Consider the following 22,044-nt stretch of genomic DNA (forward strand, 5'->3'; position numbering starts at 1 on the left):
TTTACCCCACCTGCACCGACAGCATACTCAAGCTCCCCATCTCAATACCGTCGACCGGTGTTGTAATAACCTCCTGACCGTCCCATGCGCCTAATACATACAGCAATGGCAAGAAGTGTTCCGGCGTCGGGTTAGAGAGCGAACCGCCGTCGTGATCCAGATAGTTCACCAAAGGGTGCCGTTCGACCGGCCCTTGCCAGGTCAGGTTGTCTTTTACATAGTCATTAAAGGCTGTTGCCCAAGGGTACGGCGTATTTTCACCGTGCCAGCGTACCGTACGCAGATTGTGTACCACGTTGCCACTGGCAATCAGCATGATGCCCTCATCACGAAGCGAAGCCAGCTTACGCCCTATCTCCATATGCCAGGCAGCCGGTTTGGTGCTGTCGATACTCAGTTGCACCATCGGGATATCCGCATCAGGATACATCTTAATCAGCACGCCCCACGAGCCATGGTCAAAGCCCCAGGCCTCTTTATCCAGGGTGACCGGGAAAGGTGCCAGCAAATCCACCAGCGTTTGCGCCAGCTCAGGCGAACCGGGGGCCGGATAATGCGTATCGTACAGCGCCTGCGGAAAACCGCCAAAATCATGGATCGTTTTTGGCGCTTCCATGGCCGTCACGCCGGTACCCCGGGTAAACCAGTGCGCAGAGACCACCACAATTGCCTTCGGACGCGGTAACGTCTTACCCAGTTGACACCAGGCGCGGGTATAGACGTTATCTTCCAGAACGTTCATGGGGCTGCCATGGCCTAAAAACAGTGCTGGCATACGAGAAGGAGACATGGTGATATCCTTAGAGGAAGTGACAAAGTGATGGGCCTACATTACGCGCATTCAGGTGAAGATGAACGTAGATAACCGTGAAGATCATCATCAGGAAATTTGAATGCCAGATATCGCTTAAGGAGAATGCATGTCAGTACCTTTGATTTTGACCTTACTTGCGGGCGCCGCGACCTTTATCGGTGCGTTCCTTGGGGTACTCGGTCAAAAACCCTCTAATCGCCTGCTGGCCTTCTCGCTGGGTTTCGCCGCCGGGATCATGCTGCTTATCTCGCTGATGGAGATGCTGCCCGCCGCGCTTCACGCCGAAGGGATGTCGCCTGTTCTGGGCTATGGCATGTTTATCATTGGCCTGCTGGGTTATTTTGCACTCGACCGTATCCTTCCTCACGCGCACCCGCAGGATCTAATGCAAAAAAGCGTTGCCCCCATCCCTGGCAATATCAAACGCACGGCCATTCTGCTGACGCTGGGTATCAGCCTGCATAACTTTCCGGAAGGTATCGCCACCTATGTCACGGCCAGCAGCAACCTGGAAATGGGTTTTGGTGTCGCGCTGGCCGTTGCTTTGCACAATATTCCTGAAGGACTTGCCGTTGCCGGGCCCGTTTATGCCGCCACGGGTTCAAAACGTACAGCTGTCTTTTGGGCGGGTATCTCCGGGATGGCTGAAATTCTCGGCGGCGTGCTGGCGTGGCTGATCCTCGGTAGCCTCGTATCCCCGGTTGTAATGGCTGCAATTATGGCTGCCGTGGCCGGAATTATGGTCGCGCTCTCTGTCGATGAGCTGATGCCGCTGGCAAAAGAGATCGATCCCAACAATAACCCAAGCTACGGCGTGCTGTGTGGAATGTCAGTGATGGGGATGAGTCTGGTTCTGCTACAAACGGCAGGTATTGGTTAAGAATTAATGCCTCCGTTTCATACGGAGGCATTATACTATTCAAAATAACAATCCTATATATTTACCCTATAATAACCCACCAAATATAAACCCATTAGAATTTCAAAAAAAGGCGTCTCTTAAGATAGCCTGAAAATATTAATTAAAAGCACCTACAAATATATTTAAGTCACGTTAATCGCGTATTCCCACCCCAATCCGTATACTTTGCAAGTATTCTGAAACTAATATTCACATTATGAATCACTTTGAAAAAGGATATTTCCATGTATATGGGTAAGAAATTACTGTTAGCAGCGGCTATGGCTGGCATTGTGTCGGGTTCTGCTTTTGCTGAAGATCAAGGCTCTGGCAAAATCAAATTCAAAGGTGTTGTTATTGACGCACCGTGCAGCATCGCACCAGACAGCGTTGATAAAGAAGTCGATCTGGGTGAAGTGACTACGGCCGTTATCAACGCCAACAAAAAATCCACGCCGGTTCCGGTCGATATTAATCTGGAAAACTGCCAGCTTGACGATCCGGCAGACGAAACCGACACGCCAATTACCAAAGTGGATGTCACCTTCACCAGCGCAGCGACAGACGCGACGGACACCAGCCTGATGAGTAACACCTATGCAAGTGGTGCGCAGAACGTGGGTGTACGTCTGCTGGATAATGCGGAGGCTGCTATCACGCTGGGAGAATCCAACGAGGTTGAGTTGCTGGCAGGATCAACCACCCAGACGCTGCATTTCAAAGCGGTTATGGAAGTCCCCACGGGTAAAACTGCGACGGCAGGCCAGGTTGAAGCCACGGCTAACTACGTCCTGTTGTACAAATAGTTCTGTTACGTAACAGTATTAGCCGACTGGTAATTCATACCGGTCGGCATCCTTTATATATTCGAGTAACAGGATGATGACATACAAATTACAATGGATAATCATCATTGCATCCCTGTTAATGACGAGACTTACCTCTGCCACTGAATTTAATATAAATGCCATTGATAAAGATCAGCGCGGCAGCGTCGATTTATCACGTTTTAAAGATCAAATATCGGTTACGCCGGGAAGCTATTTCGTTACCGTTTCAGTTAATGATATTCCGCTGGCAAATGGCTGGCTCCTTCGCTGGAGAGAAATAAATAATGCAGTTCAAGTGTGTATTCCTCACGAACTGGCCGATACATTTGCGTTACAGGATGAGGTTCGTCACGCTTTGCCAGAAAAAGAGGGATGCGTTGATTTCGCCGCCAGACCAGACATCAGATTTACGTTTGAGCAAGATAGCCAATCCCTGAATGTGACGATCCCCCAGGCATGGCTGCAATACCGTGCGGTGGACTGGATGCCGCCATCCACCTGGGACAACGGCGTGCCGGGCGTACTGCTGGATTACAATCTTTTTGCCAGCCATTATCAGCCCAATAGCGGCAGCAGCAATAACAACGCCAATACCTATGGCACCGTCGGTGCGAACATGGGCGCGTGGCGCCTGCGAAGCGATTACCAGTACACGCGAAGCGATACTGAAGCAGGCTCAGAGCAGGATGGCCGTTTTTCACGCGTATATATGTTCCGCCCTCTGCCCTCAATCGGAGCGAAACTGACGCTGGGTGAAACGGATTTCCAGTCCGCAATTTTTGACGCCTTTACCTATACCGGCGCATCGCTAATCAGCGAAGAACGTATGCTGCCATGGTCGCTGCGCGGCTATGCCCCGCAGATTACCGGGATAGCGCAAACCAACGCCACGGTGACTGTAAGCCTTGCCGATCGCGTGATTTACCAAAGTAAAGTGCCACCAGGCCCGTTTGTTATTCAGGATCTTAACCAGTCGGTTCAGGGCACGCTGGACGTCAAAGTCACGGAAGAGGACGGCCGCGTCAGCACCTTCCAGGTCTCTGCCGAGTCCGTGCCGTTTTTAACGCGCAAGGGTCAGGTTCGCTACAAGTTCGCGGCGGGTAAAGCGCGCCAGGGTGCCTCCCATGACGTTGAAGATAACGCCTTCATGAGCGGCGAATTTTCCTGGGGCATGCTGTCACATACCTCCCTGTATGGCGGCACGCTGACTGATGGCGACGGTTATCGTTCCGTCGCTGCCGGGATCGGCCAGAATATGGCCTGGCTGGGGGCGCTCTCTTTTGACGTCACGCAGGCCACCAGCCAGCTGCCACACCAGCGCAGTCAGACGGGTTACAGCTATCGCATTAACTACAGCAAGCGTTTCGATACCACCGGCAGTCAGCTTACGCTTGCCAGCTACCGCTACTCAGACCCCCAGTTTTTGAGCTACGCCCGCTACCTTGATTATGACGACGGTGACCGCCAGTCGGAGAAACAAACCCTGAGCGTGACGGCAAGCCAGTACATTTCAGCGTTATCCCTGAACCTGTACGTCAACATGCTGCGTCAGACATGGTGGAATGATTCACCTTCCACGACCGGCAGCATCACGGCGGGCTACAACTTTGATATGGGCCGCTGGAAGAACCTCGGCGTAACCCTGTCCTGGAGTAAAACGCATTACGATGAGGAAGACGAAAGTGACGATACTCAGTTCTATCTCTCGCTCAGCGTACCGCTCGATCCCGATCATCGTCTTAACTATGACCTGCGTAACAGCGACACGCTGAGTCATAACGTGTCGTGGTATGACACGTCGGATCGCAATAATACCTGGGGCGTTTCCGCAGGCGCGGAGAGCGGGAAGCCAGATTCCGGCGCGCAGGTCAGCGGGAATTATCAGCATTATTCTACGTACGGCGATCTCAATCTCTCAGGCAGCTATAAAGCTGACGAATATAACTCCCTCAGCGCGAGCTGGAGTGGTTCCTTCACCTCAACGGCGAAAGGCGCCGCGCTGCACCGGCGCAGCTACGGTAATGAACCTCGTGTGATGGTCAGCACCGACGGGGTAGGCAATATCCCGCTGAACATGTCGCGAGATGAGACCAACCGTTTTGGCATCGGCGTTTTACCGTCATTCTCCAGCTATTCCCCCTCCAGCGTGCAGGTCAATCTGAACAACCTCCCTGATGGCGTGGACGTAGACAACCGCGTCGTGACCTCAACCTGGACTGAGGGAGCCATTGGTTATCGTCAGATTGCCACGCGCGCAGGTAAGGACGTGACAGGCGTTCTGCGAATGTCATCAGGAGCGCCACCTCTCGGGGCGATTGTTCGCCTGGAAGCAAGCAATTTGCAGGTTGGGATGGTGGCCGATGAAGGCCGCGTCTGGCTGGCCGCCGTTGAGCCAGAACAGCAGTTTCGCGTGACATGGGGCGACAACCAACAGTGTCGCTTCTCGTTACCTTCTCACTTAGAAAACAGTATGCAGTTGATACTGCCGTGTCAGTAAGAAATCATCATGAAATTAACGCCGTTTAAAAGCCTGTGCCTGATGCTAACCAGCACAGCATTTGCTACCCACGCAGCCATTAATCTGGACCGCACGCGCATTGTTTTTCCAGAAAGCGACAAGGCCAGCAGCCTGAAAGTGGACAACCAGAGCAAGGTGCTGCCTTATCTGGCGCTCTCCTGGATTGAAGATGAAAAGGGACAAAAAGAAGATACGCACTTTATGGCGCTTCCCCCCATTCAACGTATCGAAGCGGGCACCTCGTCGCAGATAAGGATTGTTAAACAAGCCGCTACTCGCCAGCTGCCAGGAGACAGGGAATCGCTGTTTTATTTCAACCTGCGTGAAGTACCGCCAAAAAACACCAGCGCCAGCGAGGAGCGCAGCGTGATGCAGGTAGCAATGCAGAGCCGAATTAAGCTGTTCTGGCGTCCAGAAGCGATTAGCAAAAAATCCGGCGAACTGACTGAAATGCGAATGGAAATTTCCGCCAACGCGAATGGGCTCACGGTCCACAACCCTACGCCGTACTACATCACGCTGGCGTGGCTGAGCAAAAATGCTAAAACCATGCTGCCGGGTTTTGACAGTCTGATGATTGCGCCTTTCGCCACGGCAACCGCGTCTACCGGCGATTACCACGGTAGTTATTACAGCATCGGCTATATCGACGATTAAGGTGCACTGAAAAAAGTCGACGTGCAGTGCACCGGAACGGCGCAATGTAAACTTACCGAACGGAAAATCGATAAAGATGCGAAAGCTCGCTAGTATCCTGCTTACATTGCTGCTTTCAGCGCTACCTTTGGAAGATGCGATGGCGCTTAACTGTTATCTGGGTGGCTCTGGCGGTTCCGTCGAGGAGACAAAAACGATCTCCCCCTTTGCCATACCCAGCAACGCCCAAATTGGCCAAAAAATATGGGAGTCTGATGACATTAAGATTCCGGTGACGTGTGATAACAACGTCTCGAGCAATTTTAAGCCGGAAGATGTCTTTGCCTGGGTAAACCCTTATCCTGCCGCAACCGATCCCTACTATGAACTGGGCGTCACCTATGAAGGCATAGATTACGATGCCACAGGCCAGCCCAACGGCGTGGATACCCGCCAGTGCCTGGACAACGATAACATCACTATTTACACCCCTGCTCAAATCCGCCAGATGGGGTGGGAGAATCGCATTTGCTCTGGTAATCCGGATGATATCCATATTTCGCGCACGTTCGTCGCCCGATTACGACTTTTCGTGAGAATAAAGGCTGTGCCGCCGCATGGCTATGTCAGTTCGCTCAGCGATTACATCGTTGTGCAATTTGACGGTAAGGGCGGCGTTAATCAGATGGCCGACGCGAAGAACCTGAAGTATCACATCAACGGGCTGCAAAACATTACGGTACTTGATTGCGGGGCGACGTTTAGCATTTACCCTGAGAATCAGGAGATTGACTTCGGCACCTTCAGTGCGCGCGACATTGTGAATCAGCAGAAGCGTATTCGCACGTTTTCAATTCGAACCACCAAAGTGCAGGATGCCCAGTGCTCGGACGGATTTAAGATGGACTCGTCATTTTACACAACCGAAACGCTCAGCGCAGACGACACCGCGGTACTGATAGGGAATGGGTTAAAGCTGCGTATTCTTAACGGAACGGAGCCTTACACATTCAACCAGTACAAGGAATACGCCGATTTTACGGGCGATATGATGAATCTTGAGCAAAACTACACGGCTGAACTTTCGCGGGATGAAGGAAAAGCGATTCAGTCCGGGCCGTTTGAAACCGTGGTACTGTTCAAAATTAACTACCACTAGAAACAAAAAAGCCGGGTTTCCCCGGCTTTTTCACATCAGCATGTTCAGCTGGCTTTACGCTCATGCGCCCGGCGGTATTCAACCAGGTCTTCAATCGTCACCACTGGCATATTGTGCAGACGCGCAAAGGTGATGCACTCCGGCGCGCGCGCCATGGTGCCATCATCGTTGGTCAGTTCGCACAGCACGCCTGCGGGTTTGAAGCCAGCCAGCGTCACCAGATCGATGGTAGCTTCGGTATGACCACCACGGGTCAGCACGCCGCCCGGCTGCGCGCGCAGCGGGAAGACATGACCAGGGCGGTGCAGATCGGAGGGTTTTGCACCATCAGCAATCGCTGCACGCACGGTAGTCAGGCGGTCAGCCGCCGACACCCCGGTGGTGACGCCATGTGCCGCTTCAATGGTCACGGTGAAGCCGGTACCAAAGGCGCTGGTGTTGTTTTCAACCATCATCGGCAGATCAAGCTGCTGGCGACGGTCTTCGGTGATGCACAGGCATACGATGCCGCTACCGTGACGGATGGTCAGCGCCATCTGCTCAACGGTCATGTTCTCGGCGGCAAAAATCATGTCGCCTTCGTTTTCACGGTTTTCATCGTCAAGCACCATTACACCGCGGCCTTCGCGCAGTGCATCCAGTGCATGTTCAACACGTTGAGTTGAAGTGCCAAAAGAGGAAAGTAGCGTCTGATTCATGGTAAAAAAACCTCATTAACTTTATGGTTACCAGAATCAGGGCAGTCTTAGGAGCGCCGTACAAGCGGCAAAAAAATAACGTGAGCGGGCCTTGCCCGACTGGATCGTTACTCTCTCCCATCCGGACTCTAACCGTCGGCCCCGGAATTACACCGGATCTGCTGACCTTTGAGAATTCACCCAAAGCGCTCGCGGGCTTTCAGCGTTAAGCTGATTTACCGCCGGTGGGGAATTTCGCCCCGCCCTGAGAATAAGCGAGATAACTATAACGCTATTGATTACCCTGGGCAATGCATAAGCTTCAAACAATTTTGTTTAACCCGCGGCATGACGCGCTACAATAGGCACTAACACCTTTTCATCAAGGGAAACGACAATGATTGACCCAAAGAAAATTGAGCAGATCGCGCGTCAGGTTCATGAGTCCATGCCGAAAGGTATTCGTGAGTTTGGTGATGACGTTGAGAAGAAAATCCGCCAGACGTTGCAGGCACAGTTGGTTCGCCTTGATTTAGTCAGCCGCGAAGAGTTTGACGTGCAGACGCAGGTGCTGCTGCGCACCCGCGAGAAGCTGGCGCTGCTGGAACAGCGTCTGAGCGAGCTGGAGAGCCGCAATGCGCCGGAAGAGGTGAAGCCAGCGCCAGCTATTCCACCGGTGGATGACCAGGCATAGTGCGGCCTGTTGTGCCCGGTGGCGGCTACGCCTTACCGGGCCTACATGAACGCGTAGGTCGGGTAAGGCGCAGCCGCCACCCGACATAAAACAACGGGCCAACTGGCCCGTTTTTTACTGACTGTCTTTCTGGATCTTCTTAATGATGTTAGTGGTTGAACACCCGTCCTCAAAGTTGAGCACCATCACTTCACCGCCATTCGCCCAGACCTCTTCGCTACCTGCGATTTGCTCTGGCTTGTAATCACCGCCCTTCACCAGCAGGTCAGGCAGAATTCCGGCAATCAGGCGCTGCGGGGTGTCTTCTTCAAATGAGACCACCCAGTCCACCGCTTCCAGCGCGCCGAGCACTATCATGCGCTGCTCCAGCGGGTTCACCGGACGCGTTTCACCCTTCAGACGTTTGGTTGAGGCATCGCTGTTGACCGCCACAATCAGGCGGTCGCCCAGCTTGCGCGCATTCGCCAGATACGAGACATGACCCGCATGCAGGATGTCGAACACGCCGTTCGTCATCACCACTTTTTCACCGCGTTTGCGCGCGGCGGCAACGGCCACTTTCAGCTCGTCTTCGGTCATGACGCCAAAGCCGGTATCCGCACGCCCACGCACCGCATTTTCCAGCTCGATTGGCGAAACGGTGGAGGTTCCGAGTTTACCGACGACCACGCCCGCCGCGGCGTTCGCGAAGTAGCACGCTTCTTCCAGAGTGTTACCCGCCGCCAGCGTCGCCGCCAGCACGCCGATCACCGTATCACCGGCACCGGTCACGTCGTACACTTCCTGCGCCTGGGTTGGCATATGCAGCGGCGCCTTGCCCGGTTGCAGCAGCGTCATGCCCTGTTCTGAACGGGTCACCAGCAGCGCAGACAGCTCGAAATCAGCGATGATTTTCATGCCGCGCTCAACCAGCTCTTCTTCAGTTTTGCACTTGCCCGCCACCGCTTCAAACTCAGAGAGGTTGGGCGTCAGGAGGGTTGCGCCGCGATAGCGCTCAAAATCGGTGCCTTTCGGGTCGATCAGCACCGGAACGCTGGCTTTGCGCGCCAGCTGGATCATGGTCTGCACGCTCGCCAGCGCACCTTTGGCATAATCAGACAGCACCAGCGCGCCGATATTGCCCAGCGCCTGGCTAATGCGCTCATGCAGCGGCTCAGGATCAACGCCTTCGAACCCTTCTTCAAAGTCGAGGCGGATCAGCTGCTGGTTACGCGACAGCACGCGCAGCTTGGTGATGGTTGGGTGGGTCGGAACAGAAACGAAGTCGCACTTCACGTTCACGTCCGCCAGCGACTGGCTCAGCGCACGCGCCGCATCGTCAATGCCGGTCAGGCCCACCAGCCGCGAATGCGCGCCCAGCGAGGCTATGTTCATCGCCACGTTTGCCGCGCCGCCTGGACGTTCTTCAATGGTGTCGACCTTAACTACCGGCACCGGCGCTTCCGGAGAGATACGGCTGGTCGGCCCATACCAGTAGCGATCCAGCATCACATCCCCGACAACCATAACTCCAGCACGTTCAAACTCTGGCAGTGTTACTTTCATTCCTGACTCCAGAAAGATTCACAATTTGCGCGCGATAATATCACACTTGTTTTGTTACGCACGGTTCCACCAGCCACTTCTGCCAGCTTGCGGTCACCTGCGCGCGTTCATCGGTGAAACCGTCCAGCGCCACATGGCCCGGCTGTTCCTGTAAGGCCAGATGGTGCAGCTCGTCACGCAGCGTGGTGTAGGCGCGGGTTAATGCCTGCGCCTCCTGCTCATCCATAATGTCGTTCTGCGCCAGCAGTTCCAGTATGCGCACGTTATCCGACCAGCGGGTCAGCTTCGGCTTATCGTGCGCGTGCAACAGCACCAGATACTGAGTGATAAACTCAATATCGGTAATCCCGCCCTCATCAGCTTTGATATCAAAGCGATCGCGATGTTTGTTGCCAAGGTGCGCGCGCATTTTCTCACGCATTTCCCGCACTTCGGTTTGCAGCGTACAGCCTTCGCGCGGGGTCGTCATGACCGCCTTGCGGATCGCATCGAACTGCGTTTTGAGCTGCGGATCGCCGTACACCACGCGGGCGCGCACCAGCGCCTGATGCTCCCACGTCCAGGCTTCGTTCTTCTGATAGTCGGCAAAAGCCTCCGTGGAGGTAACCAGCATGCCTGCCGCGCCGGACGGGCGCAGACGCGCATCCACTTCATACAGAATGCCGGATGAGGTGCGAGTGCTGAACAGGTGCATGATGCGCTGGGCCAGGCGCAGGTAGAACTGCCGCCCGTCGATTTCGCGCTCGCCGTCGGTCATCACGTCAACCGGACAGTCGTGGAGGAAAATCAGATCCAGATCGGAGCTGTAGCCCAGCTCCCAGCCGCCCAGCTTGCCGTAACCCACCACCGCAAAACCGCGGCCTTCACGGTCAGCAAGGTGCTTCGGCTGCCCGTAGCGGGCTACCATTTGCACCCACGCCTGGTGGACTACCGCGTCGATGATCGCTTCCGCCAGCCAGGTTAAGTGATCGCTCACTTTCATTACCGGCAGGGTACCGGCGATATCTGCCGCCGCCACGCGCAACATCTGTGCCTGCTTAAACTGACGCAGCGCCTCAAGCTGTTGCTCTTCGTCCTCTTCCGGCACGCGCAGCAGATACTGACGCAGCTCGTCGCGGTAAGCATCCGTCGCCGTCGGCTGATAGAGCGTATTCGGGTCGAGCAGTTCGTCGAGCAGCAGCGGATAACGCGCCAGCTTGTTCGCCACCATCGGGGAGGCGGCGCAAAGGGAAATCAGATGCTTCAGCGCGCCGGGAAACTCACTTAACAGTTCAAGGTAGGTGGTACGCGTGACGATCCCGCTCAGGAGCGGCATCATGCGCGACAGCGGCACCGGCGCATCCTCGCGGGAGCAGACATCGCTCAGCAGATGCGGCATCAGATGATCCAGCACCTGACGACCGCGCGGGCCAATGGCGCGTTTGTTCAGTTCGAGACGGAAATCAGCAATCAACGCCACCACGCGATGGCGGGCATCGTCGCTTAAGTGCGCCAGCACCGGCGTGGTGTCATCTTCCTGAAGCGCGTCCTGCCACAGTTCGCGCCAGTGCTCGGAGAGCGCATCGTCCTGCGATTCACTTTCGTCGTCGCCGATCAGATCGTTAAAGATGCGGCGCACGCCCGCCATATGCGCTTCCAGCCGTTCCGTCAGCGCCGCCCAGTCATCCACCCGCATCCCCCAGGCCAGACGCGCCCGGTTCAGCTCATCGCCCGGTAACGTCTGGGTCTGTTCGTCGTTGATACTTTGCAGCAAATTTTCCAGACGACGCAGGAAGAGATAAGCGTCACGCAGCGTTTGCGCATCGCCTTCCGGCAGCAGATGCAGCTGCTCGATAGCGCTCAGCGTCGGCAGCAGCGAGCGGGATTGCAGAGAAGGTTCACGCCCGCCGCGTATCAGCTGGAAGACCTGGACGATAAATTCGATCTCACGAATACCGCCCGCGCCGAGCTTGATGTTGTCCTTCAGGCCACGGCGACGCACCTCGCGGGCAATCATCCCTTTCATATTTCGCAGGGACTGGATCACGCTGAAGTCAATGTAGCGGCGGAACACAAACGGGCGCAGCATGGCGCGCAGCTCGTTGGCGTAGGCATCGTCGCTGTCGCCCATGATCCGCGCTTTGACCATCGCGTAACGCTCCCAGTCGCGCCCCTGCTCCTGGTAATAATCTTCCAGCGCAGCAAAGCTCAGCACCAGTGGCCCGCTGTCGCCAAACGGACGCAGACGCATGTCCACGCGGTAGACAAAACCATCCTGGGTGGGCTGATCCAGCGCCTTAATCAGCCGCTGGCCGAGGCGGGTAAAGAACTGGGCGTTGTCCAGCTCGCGACGACCGCCGCGCGTGGTGCCGTTCTCCGGCCAGGCAAAAATCAGGTCGATGTCTGAGGAAAAATTGAGCTCGCAGCCGCCCAGCTTGCCCATCCCCAGTATCAACAGCGGTTGCGGAACCCCGTCTTCGCTGCACGGCGTGCCCCACTCTTTACAGCAGGCGGCGTAGAGCCAGTCCCGCGCGGCGACGATCAGCGTCTGCGCCAGCTCGCTCAACTGCTGCAAGGTGCTCTCTTCACTCACCAGCTCCAGCGCCTGCGCCCAGGCAATGCGTACCATCACCCGGCGGCGGAACTGACGCAGAACGCGCATCAGCGTGGGTTCATCTGCCACCTCTGCCAGCGCGGTTTGCAGCCAGCCAGCATAATGCCGCCACTCGTCAGCCTGCGGCGGCGCGCTTTCCAGCGCTGCCAGCCAGTCCGGGTTAGCGCTGACGCTCTCCTGCACAAAATCACTGAACGTGAGCACGCTTTTCGCCTGCTCGCTTAACGATGACGCGGGTAACGACTCAGGCAGGCGTTCACAAACGGTCTGCCAGTGCTGCTGTAACTGCGAAGAAAGCGGCATATCAGGGGTTCCTTGCCAGAATTAACGTTTTCCGCTGTGCAGCCAGTACGGATCCTGTGAAATGGCCTCGTTGCGGAAATGCTCGATCTCAATCTGCTGACGGGTCTCGATGGCATGCTTAAGCCCCTGCCAGTTCTCCAGCCAGGCTTGCGCCTTTACGCCCTCATACGCACCTGACAGCAGCAACATGCTGTCGATGTTACGCGCCAGGCGGGGAAGCTGATCGCCATACTGGTCGCCCAGCGGATGCGCGAAGGTGGTTCGCAGCTCGGCCGCGTGACGGGAGAGGTGGATATCCGCAAAACGTTTGAAGTTTTCCGCGATTTTAGTCTGCCCTTTCGCATCGAGGAAAATGCGCCAGCCGCGCGTCACCAGAAATTCGGTCAACGCCAGTTTCGCGCTGGCGTTTTGCGGGCTGTAGATCGCCGTTTGTGCCGACACGTCAGAAAGCATCCGCGTTTCGGTTTGAGTGAGCAGATCACGTAAGTGAGCGCTGGCTTTACGCGGTACAATACCGCCGAACAGCGCCAGGGTATGACGCACCAGCCCCATAGCAGCGAGCACCTGTTTTTTGGCATTTTTCACGTTACGCGCCCACAGCTCCTCGTGGTACTGCCACTGAGAGAGCGCCAGCTCCAGCGCCGCTTCCATGCCCTGCTCAACGGAGGCTTTCGGCACAACGCGCAGAATCGGGGTTTCTCGCAGCACGCGCGGCGCATTCCCGGCGGCCAGGTGATAGCCGCGCGCCGCTTTACTCAGGCTGCCCTGACGCAGGCCAGGCTGGTTCACCAGCTTGTGCGCCAGCTTCAGCACGTCGCTCGCGTCGCCTTCCAGCAGTTCAAGCTCCAGCTCGCAGATCGGCTCCTGCTCTTCACCAGCCTTAATTTCACCTCGATCAAACGCAATCTCAATGCGGCTCTTGCCTTCCGTCACCAGCCATTTCTCGCGCCAGAAATCGGTGCTGAACAGCGGTTGCGCCTCTGCCGACAGCGTTGCGGGCAGCGTCCCTTCCGGCCACACTTCCGCCGGAAAACGATCCAGCTCAAGTTCTGGCTTACTGATGTCGATATTGTATTCCGGACGCTGGTGCAAACCGCCCACCACGCGACCGGCGATTTTCATCGTCATCTCGTAGCGCCCGTTCGCACCACGGATGCGCAGGCCCATATCGTGGCTGCGCAGCCAGTTGTCCGGCGTTTCGTAATAGATGTTGAGCAGCTGTACGGGTTCATGGTGCTCGCCGGACAGCGTATTCAGATGCTGGCGGAGCGCGTCAGCGCTGTCTTTTTCGACGATAAACTTTAATTCGATCTCTTGTGCCATAGCCTTGTACTTTTGCGTGCGTCACAGACGCGTCGATGAAGGCGAACTTCCTCGCCATTTGTTTGTCAGTACATAGTATTTTGCGCCAAATTGCCACGCAATGAGCAATTTGACGGGCGTAAAAGTTTAAAGCGGTGGAAATCATGACACAGATGATTCCGATTGATGATGAATCCTTTGCGTAGCGACACTGATACCACTACTATCGTTCCACTTTTTATGAAAATAACGACTGATATGCTTAAATTACGCCTGATTGGACTTACTTTACTCGCTTTTAGCGCCGCAACCGCGGTCCACGCTGAAGAGAAACGTTACGTTTCTGATGAACTGAATACCTGGGTACGCAGCGGCCCTGGAGACAATTATCGCCTCGTGGGTACGGTAAATGCCGGCGAGGAAGTGACTCTGCTGCAAACTAACGCAGACACCAATTACGGTCAGGTTCGTGACAGCTCTGGCCGCACCTCATGGATCCCGCTGAAAGAGCTAAGCACAGTGCCAAGCCTGCGCACCCGCGTGCCGGATCTGGAAAATCAGGTGAAAACCCTGACCGATAAGCTGAACAACATTGACGGTACCTGGAACCAGCGCACCGCAGAGATGCAGCAGAAAGTGGCGCAAAGCGACAGCGTGATCGCCGGCCTGAAAGACGAAAATCAGAAGCTGAAAAATGAGCTGATCGTCGCACAGAAGAAAGTAAACGCCGCTAATCTACAGCTGGATGACAAACAACGCACCATCATCATGCAGTGGTTTATGTATGGCGGCGGCGTACTGGGCGTCGGTCTGGTGCTGGGTCTGGTGCTTCCTCACCTTATCCCAAGCCGTAAACGTAAAGACCGCTGGATGAACTAACTCGTCTTCTCTGCCACACTTACGTATCATCTTGCGAAAAGAGAAAACGGGAGTGTTGGCGTGAAGAGTTATCTGGTCGGTGGTGCGGTACGTGATGCGTTATTAGGTCTGCCGGTCAAAGATAAAGATTGGGTCGTGGTCGGTGCCACGCCCGAAGCGATGATTGACGCGGGCTACCAGCAGGTAGGCCGCGATTTTCCTGTGTTCCTCCATCCGAAAAGCCGCGAAGAGTACGCCCTGGCGCGTACCGAACGGAAATCGGGTTCCGGTTATACCGGCTTCACCTGCTATGCCGCGCCGGATGTCACGCTGGAGCAGGACTTACTGCGCCGCGATCTCACCATTAACGCCCTGGCGCAGGACGAAAACGGACATATCATCGACGCCTACGGCGGCCAGAACGATCTGCGCGATCGTCTTTTACGCCATATTTCCCCCGCCTTTTCTGAAGATCCGCTTCGCGTACTGCGCGTGGCGCGTTTTGCCGCCCGTTATGCCCATCTGAGCTTCCGTATCGCCGACGAGACGATGGCGCTGATGACGGCCATGACCGACGCGGGCGAGCTGGAACACCTGACGCCAGAACGCGTCTGGAAAGAGACCGAAAACGCCCTGACTACCCGTAATCCACAGGTCTTTTTCCAGGTTCTGCGCGACTGCGGGGCGCTGAAAGTGCTGTTCCCGGAAATAGACGCGCTGTTTGGCGTGCCCGCCCCGGCGAAATGGCACCCGGAAATTGATACCGGCATTCACACTCTGATGACCCTGAGCATGGCCGCCATGCTCAGCCCTGAAGTGGACGTGCGCTTTTCCACCCTCTGCCATGACCTCGGCAAGGGGTTAACGCCAAAGGAGTTGTGGCCACGCCACCACGGGCACGGTCCGGCTGGCGTAAAGCTGGTTGAAGGGCTTTGCCAGCGCCTGCGCGTGCCGAATGACATTCGCGATCTGGCAAAACTGGTCGCCGAGTTTCACGACCTGATCCACACCTTTCCGATCCTGAAACCCGCCACCATCGTCAGGCTGTTCGATAACATCGACGCCTGGCGCAAGCCGCAGCGCGTGGAGCAAATTGCGCTGACCAGCGAAGCGGACGTGCGCGGCCGTACCGGGTTTGAAGCGTCCGATTATCCGCAGGGTCGTTTGCTGCGCGAGGCGTGGGAAATCGCAAAAGCGGTGCCAACGAAAGAGGTGGTGGAGGCAGGGTTTAAAGGCCCGGAGATCCGCGAAGAGCTGACGAAACGGCGGATTGATGCGGTCGCGGCGTGGAAGGAAAAACGTTGCCCTCAGCCGAAAGACTGAGGGCGGTCGGTCATCAGAAGAAGACCACGTACACGGCAGCCGCGACGATAAAGCGGTAGATCGCGAACGGAATAAACGAGATACGCTTAATCAGTTGCAGGAAGGTTTTGATGGCAATCAGCGCCACGATAAAGGCGGTGATAAAGCCCACGGCGAACATCGGAATGTCGCCTACGGTCAGGAAGCCGATGCTTTTGTAGAGATCCAGTGCGGTGGCGCCCATCATCATCGGTACCGCCAGCAGGAACGAGAACTCAGACGCCGCGTAACGGCTCACGCCCATCAGCATCCCGCCGGAAATGGTTGCCCCTGAACGGGAGAAGCCCGGCCACAGCGCCAGACACTGGAAGCAGCCAATCATAAACGCCTGGCGATACGTCATATCGTCCAGACCTTCTGCACGCGGGGTTTTTGGCTTCAGCACTTCGGCGGCAATCAGCAGGAAGCCGCCGACAACCAGCGCGTACATCACGTTAATCGGGTTGAAAAGCGATTTTATGGTGTCGTGGAACACCAGCCCCAGCACCACCGCCGGGATCATCCCCAGCAGAATATGAATCAGCGTCAGGCGCCCCTTGCCCTCTCCTTCACGCTGCGGTAAACGCCCGAAGTGGATGCCGATCAGACCAAACAGACGACGCCAGAACATGACGACCACCGCCAGGATAGAGCCCAGCTGAATAACCACCTCAAACGTCTTTGCGGTATCGCCTTCAAAGCCCAGGAGATGGCCAACGATAATCATATGGCCCGTACTGGACACCGGCAAAAACTCCGTCAATCCTTCGACCACACCCAGAATTGCCGCCACCAGCAGCGAGTGCATATCGCTCATCTATAAACCCCTAAAAAGATATAAAAAAACGGTGTCCCACGCGGACAACCGTGAAAGATACAGCTTTAAGACCGATATAACCTAAAATGGTTTAGCAATTATGACGTTAAATCTTTCCTTTCAGATTTGTGCCACGCTCGATAATCACGCCCACATTGGCGGCGCGCGCCACCGCTCCCGGCTTGCTTAGCTTAATGCGCACCCATGGGGAGTTAAATTTGCTCAGCAGCAGGTCTGCTACCTCTTCCGCCACGCGTTCTACCAGCGCAAAACGTTGCCCTTCCACATGGGCGATGACCGTTTCACTGATGTCGGCGTAGCTCAGACAGTCATTCACATCATCGCTTTTTGCTGACTTGCGGTTGTCCCAGCCCATTTCGATATCGAACACCAGTTTCTGCTCGATGGTCTGTTCCCAGTCGTAAACACCAATTGTGGTGATTACCGAAAGTTGCTCTATAAATACAATATCCATCACGACCTGCCTGCTTTTTGGCTAAACCGGATACCACTTCCGGCGAATTATGCGTATTATCCACAGATGCTGAGAATACAGATACATTTTCAAAACGGAACAGCGTTATGAGTGCAATCGCGCCTGGAATGATTATCCTCGCCTACCTTTGCGGCTCAATCTCCAGCGCCATTCTGGTCTGCCGCATCGCCGGGTTGCCTGACCCGCGTGAAAGTGGTTCCGGGAATCCGGGGGCGACCAATGTACTACGAATTGGCGGCAAGGGAGCAGCCGTAGCGGTTTTGATTTTTGATGTTCTGAAAGGAATGCTCCCCGTCTGGGGTGCGTATGCGCTGGGCGTCACACCCTTCTGGCTGGGGCTGATTGCTATCGCCGCCTGCGTCGGCCATATCTGGCCCGTTTTCTTTGGTTTTAAAGGCGGTAAAGGCGTTGCAACCGCGTTTGGCGCGATTGCGCCGATCGGCTGGGATCTCACTGGCGTGATGGCGGGCACCTGGCTGCTGACCATCCTGCTGAGCGGCTATTCATCGCTGGGCGCCATCGTCAGCGCGCTGATCGCTCCGTTTTATGTCTGGTGGTTCAAACCGCAGTTTACCTTCCCGGTATCGATGCTCTCGTGCCTGATCCTGCTGCGTCATCATGACAACATTCAGCGCCTGTGGCGTCGCCAGGAGACGAAGATCTGGGCGCGGTTAAAGCGGAAGAAGAGAGAGACGCGGTAAGGTTTTATTTACTTTTAGTGGAATTGTTCCGTTCACTTTATGACCAACAGAATATGACATTCCGGAACCCGTGAACGTGATAAGGGGGCCACCGCGGCCCCCTTATCAATCCCCGCGGCCCCGCGACGAAATCGGTGCTTCGCACTGCGCTCACCTCACGACCCGCTTCCTGCGGTCGGCTCAACTCGACATCCTGTCTCGATTCGCCTCTGGCCGCCATCCCTGGCGTCCAGCCCTTGTCATCCGGTCTCCGGTTCGCCGATTTCAGCGGGGACTAAACACCCGTGCCACATTCAAGCTGCTGAGAAGGTTGAGGAAACGCCTGATCCGGCTGAAAATCGCTGAGGCGTTGACCGCAGGCCGGGGCGAGGCGCATGGATGCGCCAAGAGGGCGTGACCTACATGGATGTAGGATCGCGCCCGACCCGATAGCCGGAGGGAATAAGCCGAAGGGACCGCGCAGCGGCGATTTTCTTTGCCGGGAGCCGGGATTGTTAAGGGGGCCGCGGTGGCCCCCTTAACACGTTCACCGCAGCGGGATACCTATAAAGCAGAAAAACCATAGTGAACGGAACCCTTCCACCGCAGCCCCAAAATACAGGCCCCATCCATAAGCGACTCATATGACAGCCTTCATTTCCGCCAGGGCATACTGAAACGTATCCCGATAGTGCGGAAGTGGAAGCACCATGTTAGCAACTCAGGTCACTGATAATTCATACAAAGGCTGGCAGGCCACGCTTGCCCTCCAGTTTTGTCATACCCCTGAGAAAACCCTCCTCCATTCCGCGCGTCACACCGGGCCGCTCACCGTTCAGCGCCCGTTTTACCCTGAAGGCGAGACCTGCCATCTTTACCTGCTGCATCCGCCAGGCGGGATTGTGGGCGGGGATACGCTGGATATTTCCGTGCGGCTCGACGCCAAAAGCCATGCCCTCATCACCATGCCCGGCGCCAGCAAGTTCTATCGCAGCAGCGGCCCGCTGGCCTGTCTGAATCAGCAATTTTACCTCGACGAAGAGGCCACGCTGGAGTGGCTGCCGCAGGACACCATAATTTTCCCCGGCGCTAACGCCGCGCTGCGTTCCGTCTTCCATCTTAAGGCCACCAGCACGCTGCTGGCGTGGGAGCTGTACTGTCTGGGCCGTCCGGTGATAAACGAAACCTTCAGCCACGGCACGCTGGAGAGCCGCCTTGAGGTGTGGGTGGATGGCGAGCCGCGTTTGATTGAGCGACTGCATCTTAACGATGGCGATCTGTCGCCCGTCGCAGGCCATCCGTGGGTCGGCACGCTGCTGTTCTACCCGGCCCGGGAAGCACATCTTGATACAGTGCGCGAGCGGCTCGCCCCGCTGGAAAACTTTGGCGGGGCGACGCTCACCGACGACCTGCTGTCGGTGCGTTTTCTCTCCCACGACAACCTCATTTGCCAGCGGGTGATGCGCGATATCTGGCAGTCGCTTCGCCCGCTTTTAACCCCCAAAACCGCCTGTTCGCCGCGTATCTGGCAGACATAAGAGAAACGCTATGGAACTGACTCCCAGAGAAAAAGACAAGCTGTTGCTGTTCACCGCCGCGCTGGTTGCCGAACGCCGCCTCGCGCGCGGGGTAAAGCTCAACTACCCGGAATCGGTCGCGCTGATCAGCGCCTTTATTATGGAAGGCGCGCGCGATGGCGAAACCGTCGCCTCGCTGATGGAAGCCGGCCGCCACATCCTGACGCGCGATCAGGTGATGGAGGGCGTGCCGGAGATGATCCCGGATATCCAGGTGGAAGCCACCTTCCCAGACGGATCCAAGCTCGTCACCGTCCACAATCCGATCGTGTAAGGAGCGCGTGATGATCCCAGGCGAATACCAGATCCAGTCCGGCAACATTGCGCTCAACGTCGGGCGCGAAACCCGAAGTGTGATCGTGGAAAACCACGGCGACAGGCCGATCCAGGTCGGCTCGCATTACCACTTTTACGAGGTCAACCCGGCGTTGAAATTCGATCGCGAAGCCACCCGAGGCTACCGACTCAACATCCCGGCCGGCACTGCCGTGCGCTTCGAACCCGGCCAGAAGCGGGAAGTGACGCTGGTGCAGGTGACGGGCGCGCAGCGCATTTTTGGTTTTCGCGGCGAGGTCATGGGCGAGGTGAAACATGGCTGAGATTTCACGCCAGGCGTATGCCGATATGTTCGGCCCCACTACCGGGGATAAAGTGCGGCTGGCCGACAGCGAGCTGTGGATCGAAGTGGAAGACGATCTCACGATCTACGGCGAAGAGGTTAAATTCGGCGGCGGAAAAGTGATCCGCGACGGCATGGGACAGGGGCAGATGACCGCCGACGACTGCGTGGATCTGGTGCTCACCAACGCGCTGATTGTCGATCACTGGGGGATTGTGAAAGCGGATATCGGCATAAAAGATGGGCGGATCTTCGCCGTCGGCAAAGCCGGAAACCCGGACATTCAGCCCGGCGTGACGATCCCGATTGGCGCGGCAACGGAAGTGATCGCCGCCGAAGGGAAGATCGTCACCCCTGGCGGGATCGACACCCACATCCACTGGATCTGTCCGCAGCAGGCGGAAGAGGCGCTGGTCTCTGGCGTCACCACCATGATCGGCGGCGGCACCGGCCCTGCGGCAGGTACAAACGCCACCACCTGCACGCCGGGGCCGTGGTATATCGCCCGCATGCTGCAGGCCGCCGATACGCTGCCGGTGAATATTGGCCTGCTGGGCAAAGGGAACGGTTCAAACCCGGACGCGCTGCGCGAGCAGATCGCGGCTGGCGCTATCGGGCTTAAGATCCACGAAGACTGGGGCGCGACGCCTGCGGCAATCAACTGCTCGCTGGAGGTCGCTGAAGAGATGGATATTCAGGTGGCGCTGCACAGCGACACGCTGAACGAGTCCGGTTTTGTCGAAGACACGCTGGCTGCCATCGCCGGGCGCACCATCCACACCTTCCACACCGAAGGGGCGGGCGGCGGCCATGCGCCGGATATCATCACCGCCTGCGCGCACCCGAATATTTTGCCCTCCTCCACCAACCCGACGCTGCCCTACACGGTGAATACCATCGACGAGCACCTGGACATGCTGATGGTCTGTCATCATCTCGACCCGGATATCGCCGAGGACGTGGCGTTTGCGGAATCCCGTATTCGTCGGGAAACCATCGCCGCCGAAGACGTGCTGCACGATATCGGCGCGTTCTCGCTCACCTCGTCAGATTCACAGGCCATGGGCCGCGTGGGGGAAGTGATTATCCGCACCTGGCAGGTGGCGCACCGCATGAAGGTGCAGCGCGGCGCACTGCCGGAAGAGACAGGCGAGAACGACAACTTCCGCGTGAAGCGCTATGTCGCCAAATACACCATTAATCCGGCTCTTACCCACGGCATCGCCCATGAGGTCGGTTCTATTGAGGCGGGCAAGCTGGCGGATCTGGTGGTCTGGTCCCCCGCTTTCTTTGGCGTCAAACCCGCCACCATCGTCAAAGGCGGGATGATCGCCTGCGCGCCGATGGGCGACATCAACGCCTCGATCCCTACGCCGCAGCCGGTGCATTACCGCCCGATGTTTGGTGCACTTGGTGCCGCACGCCACGCCACGCGACTGACGTTTGTCTCGCAGGCCGCTGATGCCAGCGGCATTCCGCAGCGGCTCGGATTGCAAAGCGCCACCGCGGTGGTGAAAGGCTGCCGGACGGTGAAAAAGGCCGACATGATCCACAACGATTTACAGCCGAATATCACCGTTGACTCGCAAACCTATGAGGTTCGCGTCGACGGCGAATTGATCACCAGCGAACCGGCAGAAGTTTTGCCGATGGCGCAACGCTATTTTCTGTTTTGAGGAGTGAT

19 protein-coding genes, 1 pseudogene and 1 riboswitch are annotated in these 22,044 nt (G+C 56.6%); of the genes and pseudogenes, 13 read left to right on the forward strand and 7 right to left on the reverse strand.

Annotated features, from left to right (window positions below; genetic code table 11):
• Window position 1 precedes the first annotated feature (1 nt).
• Window positions 2-790 carry a 4,5-DOPA dioxygenase extradiol gene (ygiD, locus tag ACQG11_RS05625; protein ID WP_045307992.1) on the reverse strand — a complete coding sequence of 263 codons (789 nt, stop codon included), beginning with the start codon at window positions 788-790 and terminating at the stop codon, window positions 2-4.
• Window positions 791-920: 130 nt separating this feature from the next.
• Here ygiD and zupT point away from each other — a divergent pair, with 130 nt between their 5' ends.
• The 5 genes and pseudogenes from zupT to ACQG11_RS05650 all read left to right on the forward strand — a co-directional run bounded on the left by zupT (window position 921) and on the right by ACQG11_RS05650 (window position 6,858).
• Window positions 921-1,694 (forward strand): zinc transporter ZupT, encoded by a 774-nt coding sequence (gene zupT / locus ACQG11_RS05630; RefSeq protein ID WP_022649430.1) that lies wholly within the window; start codon window positions 921-923, stop codon window positions 1,692-1,694.
• Window positions 1,695-1,960: 266 nt separating this feature from the next.
• Window positions 1,961-2,521 carry a fimbrial protein gene (locus ACQG11_RS05635; RefSeq protein ID WP_022649431.1) on the forward strand — a complete coding sequence of 187 codons (561 nt, stop codon included), beginning with the start codon at window positions 1,961-1,963 and terminating at the stop codon, window positions 2,519-2,521.
• A 76-nt stretch (window positions 2,522-2,597) separates the two neighbouring features.
• Window positions 2,598-5,042: a fimbria/pilus outer membrane usher protein gene (locus tag ACQG11_RS05640; protein ID WP_045622941.1), complete on the forward strand. Its 2,445-nt coding sequence runs from the start codon at window positions 2,598-2,600 to the stop codon at window positions 5,040-5,042.
• Between the two features lie 9 nt (window positions 5,043-5,051).
• Window positions 5,052-5,813 (forward strand): annotated as a pseudogene (locus ACQG11_RS05645) (fimbrial biogenesis chaperone).
• Window positions 5,797-6,858: a type 1 fimbrial protein gene (locus ACQG11_RS05650; protein WP_423397830.1), complete on the forward strand. Its 1,062-nt coding sequence runs from the start codon at window positions 5,797-5,799 to the stop codon at window positions 6,856-6,858. Before ACQG11_RS05645 ends, ACQG11_RS05650 begins: the two are co-directional and overlap by 17 nt.
• A 44-nt stretch (window positions 6,859-6,902) precedes the next feature.
• On the opposite strand, the gene ribB is transcribed toward ACQG11_RS05650, so the two are convergent.
• On the reverse strand, window positions 6,903-7,556 hold the full coding sequence (gene ribB / locus ACQG11_RS05655) for a 3,4-dihydroxy-2-butanone-4-phosphate synthase (RefSeq protein WP_003862538.1): 654 nt from the start codon (window positions 7,554-7,556) through the stop codon (window positions 6,903-6,905).
• A gap of 105 nt (window positions 7,557-7,661) precedes the next feature.
• A riboswitch (FMN riboswitch) is annotated at window positions 7,662-7,812 on the reverse strand.
• A 120-nt stretch (window positions 7,813-7,932) separates the two neighbouring features.
• On the opposite strand from ribB, the gene ubiK reads away from it, so the two are divergent.
• A complete protein-coding gene (gene ubiK / locus ACQG11_RS05660) occupies window positions 7,933-8,229 on the forward strand; it encodes a ubiquinone biosynthesis accessory factor UbiK (protein WP_000566823.1) in 297 nt (98 codons plus the stop codon).
• 114 nt (window positions 8,230-8,343) lie between these two features.
• Here ubiK and hldE read toward each other — a convergent pair whose 3' ends face one another.
• From hldE to ACQG11_RS05675, 3 genes are read right to left on the reverse strand one after another with little or no spacing between them, the layout of a single operon-like run.
• Window positions 8,344-9,774, reverse strand: coding sequence for a bifunctional D-glycero-beta-D-manno-heptose-7-phosphate kinase/D-glycero-beta-D-manno-heptose 1-phosphate adenylyltransferase HldE (gene hldE, locus ACQG11_RS05665; RefSeq protein WP_063149087.1), 1,431 nt, complete (start codon window positions 9,772-9,774; stop codon window positions 8,344-8,346).
• A gap of 40 nt (window positions 9,775-9,814) precedes the next feature.
• Complete coding sequence (gene glnE, locus ACQG11_RS05670; RefSeq protein ID WP_045307997.1) at window positions 9,815-12,670, reverse strand: bifunctional [glutamate--ammonia ligase]-adenylyl-L-tyrosine phosphorylase/[glutamate--ammonia-ligase] adenylyltransferase; 2,856 nt, start codon at window positions 12,668-12,670, stop codon at window positions 9,815-9,817.
• A gap of 21 nt (window positions 12,671-12,691) precedes the next feature.
• A complete protein-coding gene (locus ACQG11_RS05675) occupies window positions 12,692-13,993 on the reverse strand; it encodes an inorganic triphosphatase (RefSeq protein WP_426728234.1) in 1,302 nt (433 codons plus the stop codon).
• 237 nt (window positions 13,994-14,230) lie between these two features.
• Between ACQG11_RS05675 and ACQG11_RS05680 the strand changes: the two genes are divergently transcribed.
• Window positions 14,231-14,851, forward strand: a complete 621-nt coding sequence (locus tag ACQG11_RS05680; RefSeq protein ID WP_001303390.1) for a TIGR04211 family SH3 domain-containing protein — start codon at window positions 14,231-14,233, stop codon at window positions 14,849-14,851.
• 60 nt (window positions 14,852-14,911) lie between these two features.
• Complete coding sequence (locus ACQG11_RS05685) at window positions 14,912-16,153, forward strand: multifunctional CCA addition/repair protein (protein WP_023298627.1); 1,242 nt, start codon at window positions 14,912-14,914, stop codon at window positions 16,151-16,153.
• Window positions 16,154-16,166: 13 nt separating this feature from the next.
• Here ACQG11_RS05685 and bacA read toward each other — a convergent pair whose 3' ends face one another.
• A complete protein-coding gene (bacA, locus tag ACQG11_RS05690; protein WP_003862545.1) occupies window positions 16,167-16,988 on the reverse strand; it encodes an undecaprenyl-diphosphate phosphatase in 822 nt (273 codons plus the stop codon).
• Between the two features lie 106 nt (window positions 16,989-17,094).
• Window positions 17,095-17,463, reverse strand: a complete 369-nt coding sequence (gene folB, locus ACQG11_RS05695; protein WP_015571902.1) for a bifunctional dihydroneopterin aldolase/7,8-dihydroneopterin epimerase — start codon at window positions 17,461-17,463, stop codon at window positions 17,095-17,097.
• Window positions 17,464-17,570: 107 nt separating this feature from the next.
• Here folB and plsY point away from each other — a divergent pair, with 107 nt between their 5' ends.
• From plsY to ureC, 5 genes are all read left to right on the forward strand, one after another.
• A complete protein-coding gene (gene plsY, locus ACQG11_RS05700; protein WP_157506637.1) occupies window positions 17,571-18,185 on the forward strand; it encodes a glycerol-3-phosphate 1-O-acyltransferase PlsY in 615 nt (204 codons plus the stop codon).
• Window positions 18,186-18,874: 689 nt separating this feature from the next.
• Entirely contained in the window at window positions 18,875-19,702 is an 828-nt protein-coding gene (locus tag ACQG11_RS05705) for an urease accessory protein UreD (RefSeq protein WP_426728235.1), read from the forward strand.
• A 10-nt stretch (window positions 19,703-19,712) separates the two neighbouring features.
• Entirely contained in the window at window positions 19,713-20,015 is a 303-nt protein-coding gene (locus ACQG11_RS05710) for an urease subunit gamma (protein WP_332954339.1), read from the forward strand.
• A gap of 10 nt (window positions 20,016-20,025) precedes the next feature.
• A complete protein-coding gene (locus ACQG11_RS05715; protein WP_332954337.1) occupies window positions 20,026-20,340 on the forward strand; it encodes an urease subunit beta in 315 nt (104 codons plus the stop codon).
• Window positions 20,333-22,036 carry an urease subunit alpha gene (ureC, locus tag ACQG11_RS05720; protein ID WP_023306978.1) on the forward strand — a complete coding sequence of 568 codons (1,704 nt, stop codon included), beginning with the start codon at window positions 20,333-20,335 and terminating at the stop codon, window positions 22,034-22,036. The genes ACQG11_RS05715 and ureC overlap by 8 nt, the downstream gene beginning before the upstream one ends.
• Window positions 22,037-22,044 lie beyond the last annotated feature (8 nt).

This window comes from Enterobacter cloacae complex sp. 372C4 (assembly GCF_050030615.1).
Taxonomy (GTDB): domain Bacteria; phylum Pseudomonadota; class Gammaproteobacteria; order Enterobacterales; family Enterobacteriaceae; genus Enterobacter; species Enterobacter intestinihominis.